We start from the raw sequence: 22,332 nt of genomic DNA on the forward strand, positions 1-22,332 counted from the left end.
TACTCTTCGAAAATCAAATTCAAACCACGTCAGCGTCGCCTTGCCGTACTCAAGTACAGCCTGTGGCTAGCTTCCTAGTTTGCTCTTTAATTTTCATTGAGTATAAACCTCTGAAAAACGTCATTCTCACATGAGCTGGCGTTTTTTCTATGCAAACATTTCCAGTCAAATCATTGGAAAATTCCGACTGTTTCAGCTACAATGGAAGAAAAAAGATTGGAGTATCTTATGGTAACTTTTCTCGGAAATCCTGTGAGCTTTACAGGTAAACAACTACAAGTCGGCGACAAGGCACTTGATTTTTCACTCACTACAACAGATCTTTCTAAAAAATCTCTAGCTGATTTTAATGGCAAGAAAAAAGTCTTGAGTGTCGTGCCTTCTATCGATACAGGCATCTGCTCAACTCAAACGCGTCGTTTTAATGAAGAACTGGCTGGACTGGATAATACAGTCGTCTTGACTGTTTCCATGGACCTACCTTTTGCCCAAAAACGTTGGTGCGGTGCTGAGGGAATTGAAAATGCCATCATGCTCTCAGACTATTTCGACCATTCCTTTGGACGTGATTATGCCCTCTTAATCAATGAATGGCACCTATTGGCACGCGCAGTCTTTATCCTTGATACTGACAATACTATTCGCTACGTTGAATACGTGGACAATATCAACTCTGAACCAAACTTTGAAGCCGCAATTGCAGCTGCTAAAGCCCTATAGAAAAAATCCTCTGTCACAAAGAGTTCCCTGCTCTTTTAAACGGAGGATTTTTGATTACCAGTAAATACAAGTCCAATCTGATAAAAACGACTACCTTACTCTACAGATTTCAAGGCTTCAAGCATATCAACCTTTCTCAGATGATAATTGACAAAGAAACCAAGCAAGGTCAAAATGATACTTACTGCTGCCACTGGAATTACATAGACTTCCCAGCCTACCTGCGGATAAAAGAGAATGGTCGCAGGCGAAATCATTTGAATCAAAAATTGGTGTAAATAGAAACCTGAGAGCAGACCAAGTACGATTCCCACAAGGGACAGCACAATCGTCTCACGGTAAATGTAGAGTGTGACTTCATTATTATGAAAACCGAGAACCTTGATAGTGGAGAGTTCACGGATTCTCTCAGCTACGTTGATATTGGTTAGATTGTAGAGGATAACAATAGCCAACAGAACCGATACGATGACCAAGATGGTCATGGTCTGATTGAGTGAGCTGGCGACGGCGTCAAAGAGTCGAATAGCTGAAGCATTCTGGATAACGCTAGACACCGCAGCTTGATTCATAAGCAAGCCTGCCTGTCTTTCGATATCAGTAGCACTGGTATCCCTTAGCGAGACCAGATAAGTGTTGGCTTGGGGCACTTGTCCGTAAATTTGCTCATAGCTAGCCTGACTCATATAAATAAAGTGACCAACGTAATTCTCAGTAATGGCAGCGACCTTTAGCTCCTTGCCTTCAATTTCTAGAGTCTGCCCAACCTTGACACCTGCCAACTGGGCGAGTTTAGCTGAAATAACGACACCATCTTTTAATGTCAGCTCCTGCTGATGATGTTGAAGATGGATAAAAGGAGTCAAATCTTCTTTCTCTGTCATCATAAGAGTAATAGTTTGAAGACCAGCCTTACCTTTGAAATCTTTGTCTAGCGTTTTAGAATAGATTTTCTGGTAGGCTTGGATATCTTTCCCTTTCAATACTTCTTCTAGCTCTGCCTTGTCCTGATCGGTTGCACTAGGATTTTCAGAGACAATCATCTGATACTGTTGAATTTGTTGAAACTGTCTAGACGGAACTCCTGCTACAGAGGATTGGATTCCCAAACCTGCAAAGAGAAGAGCTACAGAACCTGCCACACCAAAGATCGTCATCAACATCCGCTGCTTATAACGGAAGATATTGCGGGCTGTTACCTTATGAGCAAAACTGAGACGACGCCAGATAAAACCGATGCGCTCCAGTAAGATTTTAGCTCCTTTAACAGGAGGTTTAGGTAGTAAAAGCTGGGCTGCTTCATCATGAAGTTCCCTACGAGCCACCAGATAGGCTGGTAACACACTCGCCAGCCAACTTAAAACAAGAGCCAGTAAGCTATAGGTCCAATAGAACTGAATCTGGGTTTCTCCCACTACCATTCCTTTTGTAATGACACTTGAAATCACACTAGCTAGTAAATAATGTCCAAGTATGCTACCTAGAGCTGTTCCGACAGTCCCAGCTACTAGACCGTAGAGGAGAAACTTGGCAATAATATCCTTACTACGATAACCCAAGGCCTTAAAAATCCCTGCATGTGTTCGCTCTTCATCCACAAAACGAGTCATGGTTGTAAAGGTCACCATGGCTGCTACGGCATAAAGCACTACAGGAAAGATATTGCCCACTGCCCGAATACTGGCTGAAGCATTACTGTACATGAGGTAGCCTTGACCGCCAGGCATGGTCTGACGATTATATACCTGATACTTGGGCTCAGCTAAATCATCCAAGACTTGCTGATGTTTTTCTAGTTTTTCCTTTTCTTGGGCTAGATTTTGTTCAGCCTGCTTTAGTTTGTCCTCTTCCTTGTTCAATTCCTGCTTAGCTTGGGTAAGTTGAGCACTGGCTTGCTCTCTCTGAGCTTGAGGAAGCAAGGCTAGTTGACTTTCCTGAGCCTGTAAACGAGCTTGAGCAGTTGCTAAACGACGCTTGCCTTCCTGCAGATTAGTCTCAGCCTTATCAAGGGTTTCTTGCCCCTTATCGAGAGACTCTTGCCCTTCTTTTTTCAAGAGTTGCAGACGTACCTTGCCATTATCTGATAGAGCTTGTTCAAGATCTTCCTGATGTTGCTTGGATTTTTCTTCATAAGCTACTGAAAAAGCATTTAAGCCTGCTAAATCTTGATATTTCAAACGAGCTATATTGTAGACTTTTTGATCAAACTGACTAGGTAAAATCACCCCATAGGATGTCAGAGTCCCACTTCCACTTGCTGCGTAGCCCATATCTCGCTGGGAGAGGATTTCAGCTGAATCCACAAAACCAGTAATGGTATAAGTATGGTCTTTTAAAGAGGAATGACCCTCTTCTTTTTCTTTAAAACTAATCTCCTGTCCCACACGATATTGGCCTTGCAAATGACTAGCTAAAGCAATTTCTTGGTCTGACTGCGGAAGTCGCCCTTCTGTCACTTGAAAGGTTGAAATTCGCTCTGATTTGGAGTACAGCCGAATGGCATCCTGTCCATTATCCATAGTCACATCTGTCAAATAGCCAAACTCAACCTCTGCGCCCTGTGTCTGTTCTAGTTCTTCTTTATCTGCTTGATCCAAGCCATAGTTAGACATAACTGCCAAATCCAAGGTTTGAGCAGTTGTTAAATAAGCATTGGCTGTCGCCTCCATATTGGGACTGGTTACTTTGAGGCCTACTAGGGCTAAAGAACCCAACATCATCAAGGTCAAGATGGATAAAAAACGCCCCTTAGAGCCTGTGAAGGACTGAATCAAGTCCTTCCAATAGGTTTTTCGCTTCATCATGCTAGTACTCCAATGTATCGATACCCTGCGGATGCTCATTGATTGTTACGCTCTTAACCGTGGCATCTCGCATGTGAATCACCCGATCAGCAATGGGCGCCAAAGCTCCATTGTGAGTCACGATGATTACCGTCGCCCCCTTTTGACGAGACATGTCTTGGAGAATCTTCAAGACTTGCTTACCCGTCTGATAATCCAAGGCTCCAGTTGGTTCATCACAAAGGAGGATTTTAGGATTTTTAGCTACTGCGCGTGCAATGGAGACTCGCTGTTGCTCCCCTCCAGAAAGCTGGGCTGGAAAGTTATTGAGACGATGAGCCAGACCTACATCTGTCAAGACCTGCTCAGGATCCAAGGCATCTGTCACGATTTCTGAGGCCAGTTCCACATTTTCCTTTGCGGTCAAATTGGAAACTAGATTGTAAAACTGAAAAACAAAACCAACATCATTTCTACGGTAATTGGTGCGCTGGTGGGAACTATAGTCGGCAATATTGGCACCATCAATCCAAATCTCCCCTTCATCATTGGTATCCATTCCCCCAAGAAGGTTAAGAACTGTTGACTTGCCTGCACCAGACGCACCAAGGATAATCACTAGCTCCCCCTTTTCAATCTCAAAATTCACATCACGATTGGCCACAATTTCCATGTCTCCAATCTGATAACGCTTGTAACAATGTTTCATCTCAATATAAGCCATCAGACCCACCCTCTCTCAAACAAATTACTTCCTATTACTATTATAACGCTTTTTCAACTAGTTGGAAACCAGAAGCAAATACAAAAAATCCTAGGATTTCCTAGGATTTCTGTCTATAAATTATTTTCCAAGGTAGTATTCAGAAACTACGTTCAATTTTTCGTCAAATTCGAATACCAATGGTGGGAAGTTAGGGATTTCCACGTCCATGATTTCGTCATCTGACAAACCTTTGATGTGTTTTACAAGGGCACGGATCGAGTTACCGTGAGCTCCTACGAATACGTTTTTACCATCTTTAAGAGCTGGAGCGATTTTATCTTCCCAGAATGGAAGGGCACGTTCCAAAGTCACTTTCAAGTTTTCAGCATCTGGGATTACTGAGTCATCAAGTGAAGCGTAACGACGGTCAGTGTGAGCTGAGTGCTCATCATCACGATCCATGTTTGGAGGCAATACATCGTATGAACGACGCCAGATGTGAACTTGTTCATCACCAAATTGTTCAGCAGCCTCAGCTTTGTTTTTACCAGTCAAACCACCGTAGTGACGTTCGTTCAAGCGCCATGATTTTTCAACTGGAACCCACAATTGGTCAGAAGCTTCAAGAGCCAAGTTAGTTGTTTTGATTGCACGTTTCAATACTGAAGTGTAAGCTTGGTCAAATTCGATACCAGCTTCTTTGATCAATTTACCAGCGTCAATCGCTTGTTGTGTACCTTTTTCAGACAAATCAACATCAGCCCAACCAGTGAAAAGGTTAGCTTTGTTCCATTCAGACTCACCGTGGCGAGCAAAAACCAATTTTACCATTAGATGGATTCTCCTTTAAATTTTCCGAGGTTTCCCCTCGTTTATCTATTCTATTTTACACAATTTTTCACAAAAAAGCTAGTCAAAACCAAAAAGGAAAGGACTGTTTGCAATCCTTTTCCTTCTTAGTATCATACAACAACCTTATTTCGCTTCAAATCCTTCAGCCACTGCGTCTGCAAAGTTTTCTTCTACGATGCTTGCACAGTGGTCACAGATAACTGCGTGGTAGCTACGTTCTGCTGTTGTTGGATCGATACGACGGCAACGGTCACATACTTCACCTACAGCGCGTTCAACTGTGAAGGCAACATCTTCGAAGCTAACAGCAGCTTCTGGAGCTGGTCCTTCTGCGATGGTCAAGTCTGACACAATCAAGAGTTGAGCTACATTACTGTTTACTGCTTCGAGTAGAGTTTGCACCACTTCATTTGGGTAAACTGTCAAGTGAGCTTCAAGTGATTTACCGATAACTTTTGCATTACGAGCTTCTTCCAAAGCTTTTTGAGCTTGTCCACGGAAGTCCATGAAGGCTGCCCATGTATCCAAGATTTCTTCTTGGTTAGCAAAAGTTTCTGCTTCTGGCAATTCTGACAATTGAACGAAGTCTTCGGCTTCAAACTCTAGATATGACCAGATTTCTTCCGCAGTGTGAGGAAGGATTGGTGTCAAGAGTTTGGTGATTTTGACAAGAATGTCATAGAAGACAGTCTGCATTTGACGGCGTTCCAATGATTTAGCACCTTCGATGTAAACAACATCTTTAGCAAAATCAAGGTAGAAGGCTGACAAATCAACGTTGATAAAGTTCACTAGTGCTTTATAGATTGTCAAGAATTCAAAGTTGGCATAGGCATCACGAATGGTCTTAACAAGCTGGTTAAAGCGGATGGTCATGTACTTATCAACTGAACGAAGCTCATCGTAAGCGACTACATCTTGAGCTGGGTTAAAGTCAGATGTGTTGGCAATCAAGAAACGAAGGGTGTTACGAATCTTACGGTAAGTTTCAGAGACTTGGCTCAAGATATCCATAGAGATACGCACGTCGTTGCTTGAGTCTACACTTGTTACCCAAAGACGCAAGATTTCAGCACCAAATTGTTTTTCAACATCACTTGGAGCAATGGTATTTCCAAGAGATTTAGACATCTTCTCACCTTTACCGTCAAGGGCAAAACCTTGTGACAAGATTTGTTTGTAAGGTGCTACGCCATGGTTGGCAACAGATGTGATGAGTGAAGAGTTGAACCAACCACGGTATTGGTCAGAACCTTCTAGGTAAAGGTCTGCTGGGTAAGTCAACTCAGGACGGTTTACTACGACTCCATTCCATGATGAACCTGAGTCAAACCAAACGTCCATGATATCTGTTTCTTTTTTGAACTCACCATTTGGTGAACCTGGATGAGTAAATCCTTCTGGTAAGAGGTCCTTGGCATCACGTTCCCACCAAATACTGGAACCATGTTCCTCAAAGAGTTGAGCCACATGTTCAATCGTTTCAGCAGTCATGATAGCTGTACCGTCTTCAGCGTAGAAGATAGGAAGTGGAACACCCCAAGCACGTTGACGAGAAATGACCCAATCGCCACGGTCGCGAATCATATTGTAAAGACGGACTTTACCCCATTCTGAGTGGAATTTCACTTTTTCAATTTCGTCCAAGATTTCTTGGCGGAATTTAGAAACTGAGGCAAACCATTGTGGAACTGCACGCCAGATGATTGGTTTCTTAGTACGCCAGTCAAATGGGTATGAGTGAGAGATTTCTTCTTGAGCAAGGAGGAGGCTACCAAGTTTTTCGATGACAGTTGGGACAACCTTATCATAGAATTGACCTTCAAACTCAGGACCAGCATTCGCCATCATGATACCACGTTCGTCAACAGTCACTGCGACTTCAAGACCATTAGCAATACCAACATTGTAGTCGTCCTCACCAAAACCAGGGGCTGTATGGACGATACCTGTACCAGAGTCAGTTGTAACGTGGTCTCCAAGGATAACCAATTCATCTACAGCTGTATCCCATGGGTGTTCTGTTACGATGTGGTTCAATTCTTGACCACGGTAAGTTGCCAACACTTGAGCATCAGCCCAACCAAACTTCTCAGACAAGCTAGTCAATAATTCTGCAGCAACCACAAACTTACGAGCTTCACCAGCAGGTTGAACCAAAACGTAATCAATATCTGCACCAACAGTCAAACCACGAGAAGCTGTGATGGTAAATGGAGTTGTTGTCCAGACTACGATGTAAGTATCTGTATCTAGAACATCTTTGCCATTTTTTACCTTATTGGCATAGTAAAGGGAAGTTGAAACCAAATCATGGTATTCAATCTCTGCTTCAGCAAGGGCTGACTCAGATGACCAAGACCAGTAAACTGGTTTTGCACCACGGTAGATATAACCTTTATTAGCCATCTCACCAAATACACGGATTTGAGCTGCCTCATAGTCAGGAGTCAAAGTCACATATGGATTTTCCCAGTCACCAGAAACACCCAAACGTTTAAAGTCTTCACGTTGTTTATCTACTTGAGAAAGAGCGTATTCACGGCAAAGTTTCAAGTACTCAACCAAGTCCATTTCTTTACGTTTGACACCTTGTTTTGCCAAAACTTGCTCGATTGGCAGACCATGAGTGTCCCAACCCGGGATAAATGGTGCGTAAAAACCTGACATAGATTTTGAGCGAACAATGATATCTTTTGAAATCTTGTTCATAGCATGTCCAACGTGGATATTTCCGTTAGCGTATGGAGGGCCATCATGCAAGGTGAAATGAGGTTTTCCTTGGTTCAATTCTTGACGACGTTGATAAAGTTTTGCATCTTCCCATTCCTTTTGCCAAACTGGCTCTTTGGTCGGAAGGCCTGCACGCATTGGGAAAGCTGTTTTCCCAAGATTAAGGGTATCTTTGAGTTTCATGGTATCTCCTTTATAAATAATAACAAATTAAAAACCACGACTGCCAAAAAGGACGAAAATCGTGGTACCACCTTTATTTGGAAAAAGATTTAGTCTTTCTCCCTCTTATCCCGTAACGTGGGGAACGTCAAATCTTACTAACTTCAGATTTGAGTTTTTGAGAGGATAATCTTATCAATAGGGATTACAGGACTCACACCATCTCCTGCTCGCTGGAAATATAAAGATAAGATATTGTTCTCAGATCATTTCTTATAAAATTGTAACAGATTCTTGCGGAGCCGTAAAACCTGGTTCTGAGTTTACAGCTTCAGTAGCTGGTGTTGGGCCTGAATAATGGCTTGGAGCTACTTCTGGCTCTTCATACATTGGACCAACTGGATGAGCAGGATCTTCTTCAATTTGAGGACTCACTACAGGAGTTGGATTTTCCACTTCCTGTTTAGCCTGAGCTTCAAATTCAGCCAATTCTTTATTGGCTGCCTCAATACGAGCCTGTAACTCTGCCATTTCTGCTTGAGAGAACTGACGTGTCATATCAATTGGTTCTTCCTCAATTGGAGCTGGAATCGGTTCTCCAAGTACTTCGCTAACCACTTCTTTAAAAGCTTCATCACTGGTTTGAAGATAAGTAGCTGTTGGACGGAGAATATCTTCCCAATCTGACGATTCAACAATAGCTAACTGGCTCTCAATTGTAGATTTGAGACGTTGGTGGAAGACACGGCTCTTGTTCTTCAATTCTTCGGTTTCAACAGCAACTTTCTTAGCATTGTCAGCAGCCTGACGAAGAATTTCATTTGCCTTGTATTTTGCTTCTTCCAATAATCGATGTGCATCCTGTTCAGCTTGATGAATAATATTATTTGAACGATCGTGTGCTGTTTGTTTCACTCTCTCAGCTGTATCTTGGGCAATCAATACAGACTGGCTCAACGAATCTTTCATCTCATCAAAGTAAGACAAACGCTCTTCCAAATTTTTAATATGTAAATCCTTATCATGATTAGAACGAACCAAATCTTCATAATCACGAACTACAATATCTAAAAATTCATCTACTTCTTCTGGATCAAAACCTCTAAAGCGTGTGCTAAAGGTTTTATCTTTGATTTCTAACGATGTAATTGGCATATTTTTCCTCACTTACTTAATAACAACTGGACTGTTATTTTTTTCTTCTCTTTTTTAGTTTGTCCCTTATCTTGAAGTAACCTCAAACGCCCAAATTTTCTCACACTAATCAAGTCTCCAACTTGAACAGTATAATCTGATTTGTCTACCATATGATAATTTACTTGGACAAGTTTCTTGTCAATCAACTGGTTTGCTTGATTTCTAGATAGTTTTAAAACATTTGATAAAAGAACATCTAATCTAAAACTAGACACGCATAAATTCAGCTCTCTATACTGTTCTAGCTTATCTATTTTCTCGGTGAAAGGACGTTCCTCCAGCGAAACAGGTATACGGCCAATTTTCTTTAATCCATCTTGAAAGAGAAGAAGAAACTGCTGATTAATCATAATCTGCGCCCGTTCTTCATCTACTAGGATATCTCCAAAAAGTTTCCGTTCAATCCCTAATTGATTGATGACTGTCCCTAAAATCTTAGCATGCGTTAAGTGTTCAAATTTATTGGAATACACTATTTCCTGGAGAGATATTTCAAAATCTGAAAACTCTGGCTGGAAATAATCTGGGTATAATAAAACTCGAACATACTCACTCGAGACGAATTCCCCACTACTGCTACAAGCAAGACCATAGGTTTTGGCCAAAATCTTTAATAGCTTCTCCTGATGAGGATTGATAAAAGGAGTTAAAAAAGGAGCATAGCTATCTTCTACCTTTTTTATCCATTCCATTCTCTTATCAAGAAAGGGACGATCTTCTATGGAGAAATGCTGGTAAATCCCTTTATTCATCCTATCATCGCCAGAAAACGGACTAGGTTTTCTCCTAAAAATCGAATCAAAACAATCGCAACCCAAACAGATAAATCAAGACCTGCTATCTGTAAAGGCAGGCGTTGCAAAGGAGCAAGCACTGGTTTTACCAATGCTACAATCCAACGACCCAAACTTGATTCGTAGGCGCCTGGAAACCAAGACATGACAGCAAAGGCCACCAAAATCAGGGAGTAAATATCCACTGCATTATAAATCATACGAATTAAAAAAATCATTATCGTACTCTATTTCGTCTCATATCAAAATCAAACTCACCCTGTTGATCTTCATCTGGTAAACGAATATCTTCAACATTTACAATAACATTCACTGGTGTCAACAGGTACATGGTAGAAGCTACCTTTTTCAAATTTCCAGCTAGAACATGGCAAGCTCCATCCAGATAATCTAAACAACGACGAGCTTGCACTTCAGTCATATATTGAAAATCAATCAAAATACTTTCGTTTCCTGCTAATAAATCAACAATTTCTATCGCATCTTCATATTTTCTAGGATAACGAACATCAATTGTTACTTTTTCAGTAGAATGCTGATTTTGCTTTGCTAACTCTTGTTGACGTGCATGCAGTCTAGTAATATTATTTTCTTTTGTACCACTTGTGCTTGGTGTTTGATTCGTTGAGAGAGCCTTTTCCTGTGTAGAATTTACTGGAGTTAAAATGGGCTCATCTCGTTTTTCATTAGGGAGACTTAAATCCTCATCCTCCGTAAAATAATCTATAAATCTATCGAATCTATCTTTTAAAGACATGGTTCTCTCCTACTTAAAAAATGCTGTACCTATGCGAACAAAGGTGGAACCGAATTGAATCGCTTCTTTATAATCACGACTCATTCCCATGCTTAAGTCGGTCATAGGCATATTTGGAATTTGTTTTTCTTGGATTCCTTTTTGTAAATCTTGGGTCGCCTTGAAAATTTCTTTCAACTGCTCACTGCTAGCCTCAAAAGGTGCCATCGTCATTAAACCAACATATTCAATCTTATCTAGTTTGGCTAACTCCGGCAAGACTTCCAATAATTCTTCTCTCGAAAAGCCGTGTTTACTTTCTTCTTTAGAAATATTTACTTGAAGGAAACACTTGATGACTCGGTCACTTCTTTTTTGGATTTCCTCTGCTAGCTTTACTGAATCCAATGCATGGAAATAATCAACGTATTGAATGACATCTTTAACCTTACGTCTTTGCAAGGTACCAATCAAATGCCAAGTCACATCTCGATCTTTTAAAGCTTGATATTTCTCTAGAAACTTATCTACACGATTTTCACCGATATGATGAACCCCTAGCGGAAGCAAGGCTTCCGCTGTCGGTACATCTACATACTTGGTAACTGCAATGACAGAGACCGAGCCACTCTCGCGATGAGCACTCAGACTTGCTTCTGCGACTTCCCGAAAAACACGTTCTGTATTTTCTTTTACATTCATTTACTTAACGATTTTTGAAAAATGGAGGTGTATCCAACTCATCTTCATCTTGCGAATTTGGAATTTCAAAACGTTCTACCGGTGACACTACTGAATCAGTCGGACGAACAATTGTCTCGCGACGTAAATCCCAATCACCAAAAGCAGAGCCTTGAGCTTGTTCCGAGCGACGTTGATTTTGTTTTGGTAATTCAGCCGTTTCTGCCATATCAAAATGACGATCAAAGCCATGTGAATGAGATGGTTTCACTGTCTCACGGTAGTTGGTAGTAGGTCTAGCTTGTGGAGCCACAACCTTTTCTACACGGTCTTGACGAACACCCGTTGCGACAACTGTTACACGAATTTCATCACGCATACTTTCATCAATTGAAGTACCGAGCCAGATGTTTACTCCTTGTCCCGCTGCCTGGTTCACAATTTGTGAAGCCTCTTCTGCCTCAATCAAAGTTAAGTCGAGACCACCAGTTACGTTAACAATCACATCTTCTGCTCCATCAATTGTTGTTTCAAGAAGTGGTGAATAGATTGCCTTACGTGCTGCTTCTACCACACGTTCTTCTCCACTACCGATACCAATACCCATAAGAGCATTCCCTTTATTTGCCATAACTGTTTTCACATCGGCAAAGTCAAGGTTAATCAATCCTGGATTGGTAATCAAATCGGTAATTCCTTGAACACCTTGACGAAGAACGTTATCTGCCTCGCTAAGAGCTTCAAGAAGTGGAGTTTTCTTATCAACAATTTCAAGCAAGTTGTTGTTTGAAATAATCAATAGAGTATCTACATGCTCACGCAGTTGATTAATTCCTTCTACAGCAAATTGTCCACGTTTGCTTCCTTCAAAACCAAACGGACGTGTTACAACACCAACTGTAAGAGCACCTAAATCTTTAGCGATACGAGCAATAACAGGAGCAGCTCCAGTTCCAGAGCCTCCTCCCATACCAGCAGTGATGAAGACCATATCTGCGCCACTGATAGCTTCAGTCAGTGTTTCTTCGCTTTCTTCAGCAGCTTTACGACCAACCTCAGGTTGACCTCCTGCACCCAAACCACGAGTCAATTTAGGTCCCAACTGAATAACAGTCTCAGCTTTTGTACTACTCAATGCTTGTACATCTGTGTTTGCTGCGATAAATTCTACGCCTGTAACACCTTCGTCGACCATACGGTTGATGGCATTGCCACCACCTCCACCGACACCAATTACTTTAATCACTGCACCTTGAGCAGCAGCTGTATCAAATGAAAATGTCATAATTTATTTTTCCTCTTTATTCGTCAAACATGCTTCCGATCAAGCCACGGAAACGATCTGCTAATTTCGGTTTATTTTGTGAAGCTTGTTGGAAATCCGCCATTGGTTCTGTAGGCGCCACCGGCTCTACTTCTGGAGCAGGGGCTGGTTGAACAGGCGTTGATTGTACAAACTGAGCTGTTTTCTGAATCATTCCCCCAAAACTAAGCGGTTGTTGGAATAATCCTTCATCACCCTTGACTGCTCGTTGAGCCAAGAGATGTACTTCTGTCAATTGTCCCGCGAATTCTGATAGACTAATCACATGCGCAAAAGCTGGATTGCGAATACCAACTTGGTTTGGAACATAGAGTTTCACACGAACACCAAAAACTTCTTGAGCAAGCTCCACAATACCCGGTAAAATAGCCGTTCCACCAATCAAAACAATGCCACCAGGAAGATCCAATAAATGTCTTCTGTCTAAGTCTTGTTTGATTTGTTCAAAAATATGCTTAATTCGTGCAGAAATAATCTCTGACAAGTAATTTTCTGTTACTTCAACAGGTTCTACTTCCCCAATCACTTCGACTTGGAAGGTTTCTTTACTTGCAAGAGGAGGGTAAGCCTCTCCATAGTTTAATTTCAATCCTTCAGCCAACTTCTGAGAAGTTTTCAAGACTTTAGAGATATCCTTAGTTACATAATCTCCGCCTTCTTGAAGAATATTGGTAAACTGGAGTTCTTGGTTACGGATTGTAGCAACAGTCGTCTGGCCTGCCCCCATATCAATCACTGTCGCACCAAATTCACGTTCACCTTCGTTCAAAACTGATTGAACCATTGCTAGTGGTGAAATGATAACATTTTCAACCTGAACACCTGCACGCTCAACCGTCTTACGCAAATTGTGCAAGATAGTACGAGGGCCTGTATAAAGCAAACCACGCATTTCAAGGCGAACCCCCATCATGCCACGTGGGTCACGAATACCTTGGAAACCATCCACAATAAATTCCTCAGGGATGAATGTGATAACCTCACGATCAGGTGTCATACTCTTAGTCAAAGCTGATTTGACAACATTTTCAACATCTTGATCCGTAATTTCCTTGGTATCAGATGTTACTGGAATCATCCCTTGAGTTGGTTCTACCTGCAGAAGATTACCAGGTAAGCCGACATTCACTGATTTAATCGAAATGCCTGCCTTTTCTTCCGCTTGGGAAATAGCTGATTTGATAGCAGTTGCTGCTGCATCAATATCAACTATAATTCCATCCTTTACACCCTTACTTTTGGCATTACTCACGCCAATTACATTTAATTCACCATTTCTCTGCTCGGCTACAAGCACCTTGACAGAGCTTGTTCCAATATCTAGACCTGTAAAAAAGCCTTCTCTAGCCATTACATCGCATCCTCTCTATCTTCCAAGTTTCTAACTTCGTAATATTCAATAGCTAAACGTAGGCATAGCTATTCACAGAATATTATAACACAAAAAATCTCATCGTGCTCAGTTTTTTCCTAAATTTACCAGCCAATTTTTTAGTTTTTCTGTTCAGAAATTCATTCACTGTAAACTTTGTCAACAATCTGTCTATTGCCAAAAAAGAAAGCTCATTTCTAAGCTTTCTTTGCAATCATTTTTTCTGCTTCTTGTTCTAAAAATAGTTCCAAAATTTTCTTTGTCAACGTAATCGCTGCTGACAGGACCAGGGAAACGATTAAATAATTAGCTACTAAGCCGTGATCTCCAACCAATGGCGGTTTTGTCAAGAATCCGTAATCGCCACCTGTTACCAAATTGACCACAAAAATCAAGGCATTTAATGCAAAGGTCATGAGAAAAATTCCCTTCACATCCAGCAATCGCGCATTATACTGTCTCAAGAGATAAACCAGTGAGTTCCCCAAGAGAGCTAAGTGCCCAAAGATAAAGGACAAAATGGCAATATGTGGAAAAGGATAGGGATCTGGCACTGGATAAACAAAGGCAGCTAATGTCCCAAATGTTCCTAGTAATGCAAAATACTGCCTATATTTAGACTGACCAGGAAGCACGAGCACCACAAACATAGCCATACGGCAATGGTAAAAGGGTAAACTTTCTGACAGTGGCATATGATTGACCCCATACCAACCATAAAGAAGGATTAACTGAACGGCCTGCAATATTTGGAAAAATCGTTGGTAAACCTTCTTTTCACGATAACGATAGGCTGTATAAAAGGTCAAGGCCAAGAGTGTAAATATACTGACATACCAATAAAGATCAAACTTGGGTGGCTCTGTTGCTTGGGTCGTAAAGAAAATATCCCATAAATTCATCTAGTATTCCTCATGATTCAAAATTTTCCTGCATTTTATTATACCATGCAATGTAAGAAAAATGGATTTAGAAATACGTAAATGTTTAACAAAATCACTTGCATTCATTTTCTAAACTTTCTACCAGCTTAGCTAAATTCATGGAGTTAGAGCCCTTGAGTAAGATTTGATCATTAGCTCCTAGACTTTCCTTGACCTGCTTAACTAGGTCTTCAAATTGGTCTTGATCTTCTGTTTTCTTGAAGTAGTAAACGTGGCCGATTGGGAACATTTGACTGGCAAGTTGGGCCAATTCAGCAATATCTTCTCCATAGAAAATAACGGTATCAAGCACATCTGGAGAAAGACTCAAAATCATCTGGTTATGAAGTTGAACAGACTGATCACCAAGTTCCTTCATATCCGCCAAGACAGCGATTTTTTTGCCACCTTCATTGGCTGGAATGGCAGAGAATGTCTCCAAAATCAACTTCATGGCTGTCGGATTGGCATTATATACGTCAGACAGGATGTCTGCTCCATTGGCTGCTTTCTTCCATTCGGTACGGTTACGCGTCAATTCAAGATTTTGGAAGGCCTGACGAATCTGCTCCTCTGAAACTCCTTCTTGCAGGGCAATATAGGATGCAATCATAGCATTGGTGGCATTGTACTTACCAGTCACTGGCAAATCAAGGGCTTGTTCCAAGAAATTGGCCTTAAAGGTCAAGCTATCCTTACGCTCAACCAAGTCGGTAATTTCCAACTCAGCTCCTTGCCCAAAACGGACCACCTTTTTATCAGCTGGCAAGTAGTCCTCTACAATCGAATCTGCTGGTGCCAAGAGCAAGGAATTCGAAGACATACCGTCTGCAATTTGCATTTTTCCTTTAGCAATCTCAGAACGATCTTTGAAAAAGGCCAAATGAGCTTCTCCAACCAAGGTTACGATGGCTGTCTTTGGATGAGCCAATTCTGACAAGAGATGAATATCTCCCAAGTGATCCTGCCCCATCTCCAAGACCAACTTTTCTGTTCCTTCAGGCATATGAAGAACCGTGTAGGGAAGACCAATCTCGTTATTGTAGTTTCCTTGTGTTTTGTAAGTTTTGTAGGTTGTTGATAGCAAGTGTGCCAACATATCCTTGGTCGTTGTCTTACCATTTGAACCTGTAACTGCAAAAACATCAACTGCCGTTTTTTCAAGATAGTAGGCAGCTAGTTTTTGAAAGGCAGTCAGAACATCATCTACTAGAATGTAAGGGTGATTTGCGACCTCTTTCTCAGACAAGGTTACTGCTGCACCATTTTCAAAGGCTGTTTCGATAAAGCCATGACCATCACGCGCACCCTTGAGGGGCACAAATAAATCTCCTGTCGCAATTAAGCGACTGTCAAACTCAGCTTTTTCTAACTGGGTGTCCTCAAAGATACTGACATCATTTTTAGCTCCTACAACTTGAGCCACTTCATGGATTGTTAATTTCATTTCTACTCCTTTAAAAAGGGCTGAAGTCCGAGAACTCTAGTCACCTTGCAGTGATGGTTCTGGCTCCTACCCTCTCTTTTATTTTTATAGCAAATGCGCTTCGCGCTTGTCAAAACTTTCCTTGGCAAGATCCACCAAACGCTCGATTAGTTCTGGGTAGCTGATTCCCATATTGTCCCAAAGTAGTGGGTACATAGACCACTGGGTGAAACCTGGCATGGTATTGAGTTCATTTAGGAAGATTTCTCCCTTATCTGTATAGAAGAAATCGCAACGAGATAGACCGAGACCCCCAATGGCACGGAAGGCCGTTTCTGCATTTTGACGCATGACAGCTATCACATCATTACTGATTTTAGCTGGGATATCCATGGTAATCTTGTTGTCAATATACTTGGCATCGTAGTCATAAAAGGCAACATCCTTGACTACTTCTCCTGGTAGCGTGCTTTTGACATCGTAGTTTCCTAGTAGACCAACCTCGATTTCACGGGCATTTACCCCTTGCTCTACCAAGACACGGCTGTCATATTGGAAGGCAAGTTCCAAAGCCTGACGAAGTTCTTCTTGATTTTCAGATTTGGAAATACCGACACTAGAACCCATGTTTGACGGCTTAGTGAAGACTGGATAAGTCAATTTTTCTTCCACTTCAGCAATTTTAGCAGTCACATCATCACCTTCAACGATGGCCACATAAGGAACTTGGGCAATGCCAGCAGATTCTAAAACACGCTTGGTCGTGATTTTATCCATGGCAAGACTAGATGACAATATGTTACAACCAACATAAGGCATTTTCAAAACTTCGAGGAAGCCTTGAACAGAACCATCTTCTCCCATCGGACCGTGAAGAACTGGAAAGACAACTGCCCCTTCTTCATAGATAGCACTTGGAGCAATTTTCTTATCCCAATCAATAGTTTCATTGGTCATGAGACGGTCCTCTTGACCTGGAGTCTGACTAAATTCCTGCGTTTTGATAAAGTCACCTGACTGACTGATAAAGAAAGTCTTAACTGTGAAACGATCGTAGTTGACCGCACGCATGACACTCTCAGCTGAAAGGACAGAGACTTCACGCTCTGCACTACGCCCACCATATAAAAGAATAATCGTTTGTTTCATATTATTTGTCCTAATTCTACTAGAATACTCGCTCTTTAGTATATCATATTTGCTTGTTTTTTTAAAACTTGAACCTGATCCTACTCATCACACTATACAAAAAGAGGCCGATATGAACGATTTTCAGCCTCCTTGATTTTTTATAAATGGATGAAGTTCGTAAATTTACCTACACTTACAACTCTGTCCGATTTTCAATGGCTCGTAAGAGTGTGACTTCGTCCGCATACTCGATATCTGCTCCCACAGCAAGGCCTCGTGCCAGACGCGTAACCTTAATCCCAGCTGGCTTGAGTAAGCGGGAAAGATACATGGAAGTCGCTTCCCCATCTGCTGTGGCATTGGTTGCTACGATGACCTCTGAAACTTCACTATCCATCAGACGAGTCATAAGGCTCTTGAGATTGATATCGTCTGGACTGATACCATTCATAGGAGAAATAAGGCCATGCAGGACATGATAGAGTCCATGGTATTCTTGGATATTTTCCATGGCCGCCACATCCCGACTATCCTCTAGCACCAAAATCGTTGTCTGGTCACGAGTTGGATCGGTACAGATAGAACAAGGATCGTCGTCTGTCAAACGTCCACAAATAGAACAGTAGGTCAGTTCTCTCTTAGCAGAAAGGAGATTTTTTGCAAATTCATTGACATCATCATCAGACATCCCAATCGTATAAAAGGCCAGACGCGTAGCCGTCTTAATCCCGATACCTGGTAACTTAGAATAACTGTCAATCAGCTTGGCAATGGGTGTTGGATAAAGCATAATTTCCTTTCTAGTTCATCGGATGGTATTTTTGATACAGATTGATAATGTCACGCGCAATGGAAGGTCCTACACCATTTGTTAGATTGGTATTATGAGGAAAGACTACTGCAACAGCGATTTGGGGATTATCAGATGGGGCATAGGCTACCGCATTGGTATTGGTTGCTTGCTGACCATCTGCCACATAGCTTTCGGCTGTACCCGTTTTTCCGCTAATGGATACCAAGGCACCATTTGAAAAGGCACGTCCAGTTGTCAATCCACTAGTCCCATGAGCAACCTGATAAAAACCTTGGTGCAAGACACTCATATCGGAGTCGGATATATTGACCTTATTCATCTCTGTCGGTTGCAGTTGCTGAATCAAGTCGCCCAGTCCTCCCTTATCATTATTTCCATAAATGCCTTCAACAATACGAGGAGCCACACGAACACCATCATTTGCAATAGTTGCTACATACTGAGCCAACTGCATCGGCGTATAGTTATCAAACTGCCCAAAGGCATTGGTGATGAAATTGGCAAAGTTATACTCTTTGGGAATAAATCCAGTAGATTCATATGGTAGGTCAATCCCGGTCGCAGACCCCAAGCCATATTCGCCAAAGGTTGAACGCAATTTCCCCATAGCAGACTCTAGATTGCTGGTTCCGACAAACATATTTGGTTGATAGGTTTGCCCCATAAGACCTAAGGCTGTTTGGACCATATAAGCATTGGATGAATACTCTAGAGCCTGAACCGCTGTAATCGGCATTGGCACAGAAAAGGCAGTATACCAAGAATTAATTGGAGCTGAACCTTGGAAGACAATGGACTGGTCTGTCAAGGTCTGGTTTCCTGACAAGACTCCATTTTCCCAACCTGAGCTGATGGTCGCCGCCTTGACAACCGAACCTGGAACAAAGACATTGGTTACCGTTCCCAAGGAATCAGGCGTCAACTCTCCCGTTTTCAAGTCCTGTTTAATCCCTGACATAGACAAAACAGCACCTGTTTTTGGGTTAAGGGCGACTGCATAGACACCTTCAGAATACTTGGCTCCACCATTTCCCAACTCTGAATTGAAATAACTTTTCAGCAAGGCATCCACGCTATCTTGAAAGGCCAAATCAATGGTCAGTTTAATATTATTCCCTTTGGTACCATCTTCGATATTTTCGACACTTTCCATATTACCGTACTTGTCTAGATGAATTTCCTTCACCGAGCGTTTACCTTGCAAGGTTTCCTCGTATTGCTTTTCTAGGTAAGAGGTCCCAACACGGTCATTTAGAGAGTAACCTTTTTTAAGATAAGCATCTGCTTCTTCCGCTGGGAGACCAGCTTTTTCACTGGATACACTACCTACTATAGAAGAAAGGGAAGTCTCTAAAACTTTTCGATCCCAAGAAGTTGAGATACTGATGCCGGGTAATTGTTTCGAAGCAGAGGCAATCAGAGCAATCTGGGTATCTGTCAGAGCATCTGTCACAATGGTTCCTGTCGCAAAGTTTCCAACGGCATTTAACTGACTAAAAAGATAGATTTCTTTCTTTTCATCCTCTGTATAGTTTAGTTGACTCGCTTGGACACTATCGACCGCATTGTTATACAGTTCTGATTCGGATAGACGATTGCCATCTGAATTCAAGCGTTTCTCACTTGGGAGAGCCTCCACTGTTTTTTTATAGATTTCAGGATCAGCCAAATAGTAATCTGCCAGCTGTCGTTCTGTCAAATTTGGCGAACTGATGCTCACATATCCCAGCAACTGACTAGCGATTTCTTTCAGATCTTTAGCCGTCATTTTATTACTACGCGTAAAGGAAACAACCTGTTTTAACGTATTTTCTACCAAAGGTTTTCCACTAGCATCATAGATTTCCCCACGGGCAGAACTGGTTGTGACCTTGGTCTGACTAGCTGAGGCTAGCTTTTTTTCGTAAAAATCCTTGTTCAAAACCTGCATATACAACAAACGACCAATAATGGTCATAAAGAGTAAAATGACGATTGAAAACAATAAATTAAGCCGAATCGGAATCGAATGGCTGTTAAATTTTCTCATACAAATCAGTCTCATTTCTAACTTAAAGTCTCACTCTTAATTGTACCACAATTTGAGCAGAAAATTATGGAAAAGTAAGAAGCTTTTTTTCGTTTTTACGGCAAGATACGTTTTTATTTATTCATCCCTATATTATATGTTATAATGAATGTAAAAGTTTAATAATCTAGCCTTTTTCCAATACGACTCATTTAAAGGAGCCTTTCCTATGGACAAACCAGATATCGCAACTGTCATTGATTCACATTTTGAAGAAATGACAGACCTAGAGCAAGAAATCGCTCGCTATTTTTTGCAAGCTGAAACGATTACAGATGATTTATCTTCTCAACAAGTCACCCAAAAATTACATATTTCTCAAGCTGCTTTGACCCGCTTTGCTAAAAAGTGTGGCTTTACTGGCTACCGAGAATTTATTTTCCAATACCAACATCAGGCAGAAAATCAAGCCAATCAAGTCTCCAAGCACAGTCCACTGACCAAACGAGTCCTCAGAAGTTATAGCAACATGAGGGAACAAACGCAAGACTTGATTGACGAAGTCCAACTAGAACGAATTGCCCAATTAATCGAAGATGCTGAGCGTGTCTACTTCTTCGGAACAGGGAGTTCTGGCCTAGTAGCTCGTGAAATGAAATTGCGCTTCATGCGTCTGGGTGTGGTCTGCGAGGCCTTGACCGATCAAGACGGCTTTGCCTGGACAACCAGTATTATGGACGAAAATTGTCTCGTACTTGGTTTCTCACTTTCTGGCACAACTCCCTCTATTTTAGACAGTTTATTAGATGCCAAGGAGATGGGGGCAAAGACTGTACTCTTTTCAAGTGTTCCCAGTAAAGATAACCAGACCTATACAGAGACTGTTCTTGTAGCCACCCACAGCCAGCCTTCCTATATCCAACGAATATCCGCTCAACTTCCTATGCTCTTCTTTATCGATTTGATTTATGCCTACTTTTTGGAAATCAATCGCGAAAGCAAGGAAAAAATCTTTAATAGCTACTGGGAAAATAAGAAACTCAACGGCTATCGTAGACAAAAACGCGTCAGAAAATCCTAGTTTGGTTGAACCAAGCTAGGACTTTTATTCATCACTAAACATACCTCTTCAAGATTATGAATCAGTCGTATCTTGACCTAGTCTTAAATAATTTCATGTAATCACTTTTTGAAGGGAGTAAATAAGCAAGTCTGACGGTATCCTCAACAATTGTATATAATACGATGTAATCCTTACTCAAGGTCAATCCTCGCGTTTGGTAGCGAGGATCTAATTTCTTACCAAATTTTTCATCGGCATCAAATCCAGCTTGGGGGAAAATTTCTAGCCGATTAATATCTTTTCTAATATTGGCTACTTTTCGTCTAGCAGCCTCTACAGAACCGATTTCCTCCGCTATATACTGATATATTTTATCCAGACTATCAATCACTCTAGGAGAATACAAAATCCTATATCTTTTATAATCCATAGCGTGTCACGACATCTTCATCTGTCAAGTAATTTCCAGCCTCAATCTTGGCATAACTTTCTTGAACTTCTGCTTGTAATTGTCTAAACAAATACTCCTTCTCTAATTCCTCTTCACTCAGTAAATCTACTTCATTTGTTACGGCAACATTCTTTAAAAATAATCTGAGTGCCGATGAAAGAGAGAGATTTTGTTCTTTTAACACTTCCATGGCATCATTTACCAATTCTCTATTAGCTTGGAAGGTCACAATTTTATTTGGATTTGCTATAGCCATTTTATATAACTCCTTTATATATTTTATTTATTATCTCACGATTATAAAGAAAGTCAAGGGAATTTGATTAGAAAATCCTAGTTTGGTTGGGCCAAACTAGGATTGTTTTGTATTGATACTCTTCGAAAATCAAATTCAAACCACGTCAGCTTCGCCTTGCCGTACTCAAGTACTGCCTACGGCTAGCTTCCTAGTTTGCT

Annotated in this window: 20 protein-coding genes and 1 other annotated feature; of the genes, 2 read left to right on the plus strand and 18 right to left on the minus strand. The window is 41.3% G+C overall.

Annotated elements, in window-relative coordinates; translation table 11 throughout:
• Nucleotides 1-228 precede the first annotated feature (228 nt).
• The gene (gene tpx, locus ADI86_RS03575) at nt 229-720 is read left to right on the plus strand and encodes a thiol peroxidase (protein ID WP_049531836.1); all 492 of its coding nucleotides are present in this window, start codon (nt 229-231) and stop codon (nt 718-720) included.
• Between the two features lie 95 nt (nt 721-815).
• On the opposite strand, the gene ADI86_RS03580 is transcribed toward tpx, so the two are convergent.
• From ADI86_RS03580 to pbp2b, 16 genes are all read right to left on the minus strand, one after another.
• Nucleotides 816-3,524, minus strand: a complete 2,709-nt coding sequence (locus tag ADI86_RS03580) for an FtsX-like permease family protein (protein WP_049531822.1) — start codon at nt 3,522-3,524, stop codon at nt 816-818.
• Nucleotide 3,525: 1 nt separating this feature from the next.
• Nucleotides 3,526-4,227, minus strand: coding sequence for an ABC transporter ATP-binding protein (locus ADI86_RS03585; RefSeq protein ID WP_049531823.1), 702 nt, complete (start codon nt 4,225-4,227; stop codon nt 3,526-3,528).
• Nucleotides 4,228-4,347: 120 nt separating this feature from the next.
• Nucleotides 4,348-5,040 (minus strand): phosphoglycerate mutase, encoded by a 693-nt coding sequence (locus ADI86_RS03590; protein ID WP_000240129.1) that lies wholly within the window; start codon nt 5,038-5,040, stop codon nt 4,348-4,350.
• Between the two features lie 144 nt (nt 5,041-5,184).
• Nucleotides 5,185-7,977, minus strand: coding sequence for an isoleucine--tRNA ligase (gene ileS / locus ADI86_RS03595; RefSeq protein ID WP_049531824.1), 2,793 nt, complete (start codon nt 7,975-7,977; stop codon nt 5,185-5,187).
• Between the two features lie 45 nt (nt 7,978-8,022).
• Nucleotides 8,023-8,235: a binding site (T-box leader), on the minus strand.
• A complete protein-coding gene (locus tag ADI86_RS03605; protein WP_049531825.1) occupies nt 8,230-9,111 on the minus strand; it encodes a DivIVA domain-containing protein in 882 nt (293 codons plus the stop codon). It overlaps the preceding feature by 6 nt.
• An 8-nt stretch (nt 9,112-9,119) precedes the next feature.
• A complete protein-coding gene (locus tag ADI86_RS03610) occupies nt 9,120-9,905 on the minus strand; it encodes an RNA-binding protein (RefSeq protein ID WP_049531826.1) in 786 nt (261 codons plus the stop codon).
• On the minus strand, nt 9,902-10,165 hold the full coding sequence (locus tag ADI86_RS03615; RefSeq protein WP_000576512.1) for a YggT family protein: 264 nt from the start codon (nt 10,163-10,165) through the stop codon (nt 9,902-9,904). Before ADI86_RS03615 ends, ADI86_RS03610 begins: the two co-directional genes overlap by 4 nt.
• A complete protein-coding gene (locus ADI86_RS03620) occupies nt 10,165-10,704 on the minus strand; it encodes a cell division protein SepF (RefSeq protein WP_049531827.1) in 540 nt (179 codons plus the stop codon). The genes ADI86_RS03615 and ADI86_RS03620 overlap by 1 nt, the downstream gene beginning before the upstream one ends.
• A 9-nt stretch (nt 10,705-10,713) precedes the next feature.
• Nucleotides 10,714-11,385 carry a YggS family pyridoxal phosphate-dependent enzyme gene (locus tag ADI86_RS03625; protein ID WP_049531828.1) on the minus strand — a complete coding sequence of 224 codons (672 nt, stop codon included), beginning with the start codon at nt 11,383-11,385 and terminating at the stop codon, nt 10,714-10,716.
• Nucleotides 11,386-11,389: 4 nt separating this feature from the next.
• Nucleotides 11,390-12,649: a cell division protein FtsZ gene (ftsZ, locus tag ADI86_RS03630; protein ID WP_023943741.1), complete on the minus strand. Its 1,260-nt coding sequence runs from the start codon at nt 12,647-12,649 to the stop codon at nt 11,390-11,392.
• A gap of 16 nt (nt 12,650-12,665) precedes the next feature.
• Entirely contained in the window at nt 12,666-14,039 is a 1,374-nt protein-coding gene (ftsA, locus tag ADI86_RS03635) for a cell division protein FtsA (RefSeq protein WP_049531829.1), read from the minus strand.
• Nucleotides 14,040-14,257: 218 nt separating this feature from the next.
• Nucleotides 14,258-14,962 carry a YwaF family protein gene (locus ADI86_RS03640; RefSeq protein ID WP_049531830.1) on the minus strand — a complete coding sequence of 235 codons (705 nt, stop codon included), beginning with the start codon at nt 14,960-14,962 and terminating at the stop codon, nt 14,258-14,260.
• A gap of 94 nt (nt 14,963-15,056) precedes the next feature.
• Nucleotides 15,057-16,430 carry a UDP-N-acetylmuramoyl-tripeptide--D-alanyl-D-alanine ligase gene (locus tag ADI86_RS03645; RefSeq protein ID WP_049531831.1) on the minus strand — a complete coding sequence of 458 codons (1,374 nt, stop codon included), beginning with the start codon at nt 16,428-16,430 and terminating at the stop codon, nt 15,057-15,059.
• 84 nt (nt 16,431-16,514) lie between these two features.
• The gene (locus ADI86_RS03650) at nt 16,515-17,558 is read right to left on the minus strand and encodes a D-alanine--D-alanine ligase (RefSeq protein WP_049531832.1); all 1,044 of its coding nucleotides are present in this window, start codon (nt 17,556-17,558) and stop codon (nt 16,515-16,517) included.
• Nucleotides 17,559-17,733: 175 nt separating this feature from the next.
• Nucleotides 17,734-18,330: a recombination mediator RecR gene (gene recR, locus ADI86_RS03655; RefSeq protein WP_000966754.1), complete on the minus strand. Its 597-nt coding sequence runs from the start codon at nt 18,328-18,330 to the stop codon at nt 17,734-17,736.
• 10 nt (nt 18,331-18,340) lie between these two features.
• The gene (gene pbp2b, locus ADI86_RS03660; RefSeq protein ID WP_080983163.1) at nt 18,341-20,398 is read right to left on the minus strand and encodes a penicillin-binding protein 2B; all 2,058 of its coding nucleotides are present in this window, start codon (nt 20,396-20,398) and stop codon (nt 18,341-18,343) included.
• Nucleotides 20,399-20,591: 193 nt separating this feature from the next.
• On the opposite strand from pbp2b, the gene ADI86_RS03665 reads away from it, so the two are divergent.
• Entirely contained in the window at nt 20,592-21,443 is an 852-nt protein-coding gene (locus ADI86_RS03665; protein WP_049531834.1) for a MurR/RpiR family transcriptional regulator, read from the plus strand.
• 61 nt (nt 21,444-21,504) lie between these two features.
• Here ADI86_RS03665 and ADI86_RS03670 read toward each other — a convergent pair whose 3' ends face one another.
• Together ADI86_RS03670 and ADI86_RS03675 are read right to left on the minus strand one after the other, a co-directional pair.
• Nucleotides 21,505-21,855 (minus strand): type II toxin-antitoxin system RelE/ParE family toxin, encoded by a 351-nt coding sequence (locus tag ADI86_RS03670; RefSeq protein WP_049531835.1) that lies wholly within the window; start codon nt 21,853-21,855, stop codon nt 21,505-21,507.
• Nucleotides 21,845-22,132, minus strand: coding sequence for a hypothetical protein (locus ADI86_RS03675; protein WP_000951983.1), 288 nt, complete (start codon nt 22,130-22,132; stop codon nt 21,845-21,847). Before ADI86_RS03675 ends, ADI86_RS03670 begins: the two co-directional genes overlap by 11 nt.
• Between the last annotated feature and the right edge of the window lie 200 nt (nt 22,133-22,332).

The organism is Streptococcus pseudopneumoniae, assembly GCF_001074975.1.
Taxonomy (GTDB): Bacteria; Bacillota; Bacilli; order Lactobacillales; family Streptococcaceae; genus Streptococcus; species Streptococcus pseudopneumoniae_D.